This is a genomic window from Polaromonas sp. P1_E1_2 (assembly GCF_056406035.1).
Window position 1 is genome coordinate 1 of record NZ_JBFUAZ010000459.1, and the last position, 3,533, is coordinate 3,533.

Genomic DNA, 3,533 nt, shown 5'->3' on the forward strand with positions numbered 1-3,533 from the left:
GCCTCAAGCTGCTCCAGAGGGCCGGCATTACTCCCGCCGTCATCACCGGGCGCGATAGCCACGTGCTGCGCGCACGTTTGCAGGCACTCGGCATCACCCATGCCCATTTCGGTACGGAGGACAAACGCCCGGCCGCCGAGCTCACGCTGCAGGCCCTGGGGCTGGACTGGAGCGCTGCCGCAGCCATGGGTGACGACTGGCCCGACCTGCCCGTGCTCTCCCGTGTGGCATTGAGCTGCGCGCCGATCAATGCGCACGCGGAGGTTCGCGCGATGGTCCACCACGTGACACAAGCACCTGGTGGCCATGGCGCCGCACGCGAGTTCTGTGATGTGCTGCTGGTTGCCAGCGGACGTTATACCGGGCTGCTTCAGGAGTACAGCCAGTGAGCACTGCGGTGAAAAGCGGCGGCGCCTTGCTGCACCTGAAAAACGTGTGGCGACGCTTTCTGCGCGTGTGGGACAGCATGGCCATTTACATGCCGCTGGTGATGATGGGAGTGCTGGCGCTGGGTACCTACTGGCTTGTGCGCAACACCCCGATCTTCAGCACGCCGGAAGTGGCCAGGGAGGCGAGCCACGATGTGGACTATTTCATGCGCAAGTTCACCGTCAAGACGTTTGACGACGGGGGCCAGCTCAAGAGCGAAATTTATGGGACAGAGGCCCGGCATTTCGCCGACACCGACATCCTGGAAATTGACCAGGTGCGCATCCGCAGCATTAATGTGGAAAAGCGCATCACGACGGCTACCGCCAACCGGGCCTACACCAACGGTGATGGATCGGAAGTGCAGTTGACGGGCAATGCGGTGGTGGTCAGGGAGGCGAGCCAGGATGCGAATGGGAAGGAAACGCCGCGCATGGAATTTCGCGGTGAGTTTCTTCATGCCTTCCTGAATGACGAGCGCGTGAAGTCGCACAAACCGGTGCTGCTGATTCGCGGCACCGACCAGTTCACCGGTGACACCTTTGCCTATGACAACCTCGACCAGGTGGCTGACCTCAAAGGACGTGTCCGCGGCATTCTCGTCCCGCGTTCTGCGGCCAGCGCTGCAGGTGCTGGTAGCTTGCCCACTCTCACGCCTGCACCACCCGTCAATCCGGCAAGCAGCGCGCCGGCGGGCCGCTAGCACGGCACTCTCTAATCAACGACTGCCCACCATGTCCAGACTCGTATTCATCACCGGTGCTTCCAGCGGTATCGGGCAGGCATTGGCACTGCGTTTTTATTCTGCAGGCTATCGGCTGGCGCTGGCTGCCCGCAGAACCGCCGAGGTCCAGGCCTGGGCGGAGACCCACGCCATCAGTGCGAGCCGCTACCAGGTCTACGGCGCAGACGTATCCGACATCGACAGCATTGTGTCCGCCGGCGAGGCTTGCATCGCGGCGCAGGGCGTGCCCGATGTGGTGATTGCCAATGCCGGTATCAGCATCGGCATGGACTCCGCGGTGCGTGCTGACCTTGAGGTCATGGCCCGGACTTTTGCGACCAACAATATCGGTGTCGCAGCCACCTTTCATCCGTTCATCGCCGGCATGGTTTCGCGAGGCACAGGAACACTGGTTGGTATTGGCAGCGTGGCCGGCATACGGGGCCTTCCCGGCCATGGCGCCTATTGCGCGAGCAAGGCTGCAGTCATCGCCTATTGCGAAAGCCTGCGCGGGGAACTGCGCCCCAGTGGCGTGAAGGTGGTGACGATTTGCCCAGGTTACATCGACACGCCGCTGACCCGCGAAAACCGCTATGCCATGCCGTTTCTGATGAAGGCCGAGGTATTTGCCGAAAAAGCGTTTGCCACCATCCAGGCGGGGTGCAGCTACCGGGTGATCCCCTGGCAAATGGGTGTGGTGGCCAAGCTGTTGCGCCTGCTGCCCAATGCGGTGTTCGACAAGGCTTTGTCTGGCCGCGCACGCAAGCATCGCCAGGGCGAGGGCTGAGAGCCGGGCGCTTTTGCGCGCTGCGCTATCAAAACGGGAGCTGCTCGCGCCCGTGAGTTGGGCGCTACAAAGCAAAAAGGCTTCAAAACCGAAGTCTTGAAGCCTTTTAAGCGCTCTTCAACCAGAGGCTGAAGAGGGGGTTCTGCAGGGCTTAGTAGCCGCCGCGTCCACCGCCGCCGCCACCACCGGAACGGCCACCGCCGCTGCCGCCGCCGCCGTAGGGGCTGCGGAAACCGCCGTCGCCACCGCCGCCGCCGGAGCGACCACCGCCGCCACCGCCGTAGCCACCACCGCCGGAACGGTCGCCGCCGCCACCACCGTAGCCGCCACCACCGCCGCCGCCGAAGCCGCCGCTACGTGGAGGACGTGCCTCCATGGGACGTGCTTCGTTCACGACAACGCTACGGCCGCCCAGAGGCTGGCCGTTCATGCCGTTGATAGCTGCCTGGGCTTCTGCATCGCTGCCCATTTCGACAAAGCCAAAGCCTTTGGAGCGACCGGTGTCGCGTTCCATCATGACTTTAGCGCTGGTGACAGCGCCAAATTGGCCAAAAGATTGTTGCAGGTCTTCGTCGCGGACCGAGTACGGCAGGTTGCCGACGTAAAGTTTGTTGCCCATGAAGGGACTCCTCTAAAACACAAAAACAAAAGCGATGGGGTCCCGAAAGCACAACAAATCTTGATACGTACCGCTGTAGCGCGCGAAACTGACCGATCACCTAACGTGTGCGAATAGTGATACTCGCACCGGCATATTATGCGTCAGTTATCAAAAAGACAACCAGCTGGCGTTACCGCCTGGGCCTCGCAAGCCCGCATAAACAGGGGCTTCCCGGGCTTGTTTACGATTTTTGTATCGACTTGCCCGCTGACTTGAAGGCCGCGCAGGGTAACCTAAAGCACTTCTATTGAAGATGACGCAACAAAAAGCCCGGGATGAGGTTTTCACCCCAGCTACGCGGGTGTTTAACAATAAAGCGTTATTAGTAGCCCGAATTTACGGCTCTGCTTAATAAGTTAGCGCCTACTGTTTATGGATTTACCAATGAATAGAGGCTACCGGCGCGAAGAAATCAGAGTCGTAAGTTCTCTCCGGACAGCCCTGATGCTGGAAGCGAGGATGTGTCCGTTAAAAGCCATAAGCAGGACAGTTGACGCGCGCGCGGAAGGAAAATAGTTACAAAAAATTGCAATGATTCAATCCGAATCAATATTTATTCGATGAGATGGCGACCGCCTTCGCCCGTTCGGCGGCGCGTTATTTGGGACGAATATCGGGCGGCAATTCGGTGGAGCCAGCCTCGGCAAGATCCGAATAGTTGCGCCACTGCTTCATCGCGGCGCGCATGGTCAGAATCTGGTTCTCAAACTTCGGGCAGGCATCGCAGGCCAGAAGATGCAGCTTGAGCGCAATGTGGTCGGGCAAACGGAGTGCGCGGTCTTCCCGCGCGATCAGCAATGCCGCAGCCTCGCGGCAGGTGCGTCTTAACAGGGTCAGGTTGGGTTTCATGTTAAGGGCCGGCCGTATCAGGTGCTGTTTTGCCAAACCAGTGGATATTCAGACACTCCTGCAGGCGCAGGCGGGCCCGATGC

General features: G+C 60.3%; 5 protein-coding genes. 3 read left to right on the forward strand and 2 right to left on the reverse strand.

The window, feature by feature from the left end:
- From AC1D1P_RS17930 to AC1D1P_RS17940, 3 genes are all read left to right on the forward strand, one after another.
- The coding region (locus tag AC1D1P_RS17930; RefSeq protein WP_477673901.1) for a KdsC family phosphatase at positions 1-389 on the forward strand (389 nt) is incomplete at its 5' end.
- Between the two features lie 77 nt (positions 390-466).
- The gene (gene lptC / locus AC1D1P_RS17935) at positions 467-1,132 is read left to right on the forward strand and encodes an LPS export ABC transporter periplasmic protein LptC (protein WP_477673904.1); all 666 of its coding nucleotides are present in this window, start codon (positions 467-469) and stop codon (positions 1,130-1,132) included.
- A 31-nt stretch (positions 1,133-1,163) separates the two neighbouring features.
- On the forward strand, positions 1,164-1,940 hold the full coding sequence (locus AC1D1P_RS17940) for an SDR family oxidoreductase (protein ID WP_477673902.1): 777 nt from the start codon (positions 1,164-1,166) through the stop codon (positions 1,938-1,940).
- A gap of 151 nt (positions 1,941-2,091) precedes the next feature.
- On the opposite strand, the gene AC1D1P_RS17945 is transcribed toward AC1D1P_RS17940, so the two are convergent.
- Both AC1D1P_RS17945 and AC1D1P_RS17950 read right to left on the reverse strand, forming a co-directional pair.
- On the reverse strand, positions 2,092-2,559 hold the full coding sequence (locus tag AC1D1P_RS17945; protein WP_457281904.1) for an RNA recognition motif domain-containing protein: 468 nt from the start codon (positions 2,557-2,559) through the stop codon (positions 2,092-2,094).
- Between the two features lie 639 nt (positions 2,560-3,198).
- Entirely contained in the window at positions 3,199-3,450 is a 252-nt protein-coding gene (locus tag AC1D1P_RS17950) for a zf-HC2 domain-containing protein (protein WP_477673903.1), read from the reverse strand.
- Positions 3,451-3,533 lie beyond the last annotated feature (83 nt).

What these genes read in the sequence shown, in the direction of transcription:
- AC1D1P_RS17945 (WP_457281904.1), bottom strand. Translation starts at nt 2,559, where the DNA reads ATGGGCAACAAACTTTACGTCGGCAACCTGCCGTACTCGGTCCGCGAC.
- lptC (WP_477673904.1), top strand. Translation starts at nt 467, where the DNA reads ATGGCCATTTACATGCCGCTGGTGATGATGGGAGTGCTGGCGCTGGGT.
- AC1D1P_RS17940 (WP_477673902.1), top strand. Translation starts at nt 1,164, where the DNA reads ATGTCCAGACTCGTATTCATCACCGGTGCTTCCAGCGGTATCGGGCAG.
- AC1D1P_RS17950 (WP_477673903.1), bottom strand. Translation starts at nt 3,450, where the DNA reads ATGAAACCCAACCTGACCCTGTTAAGACGCACCTGCCGCGAGGCTGCG.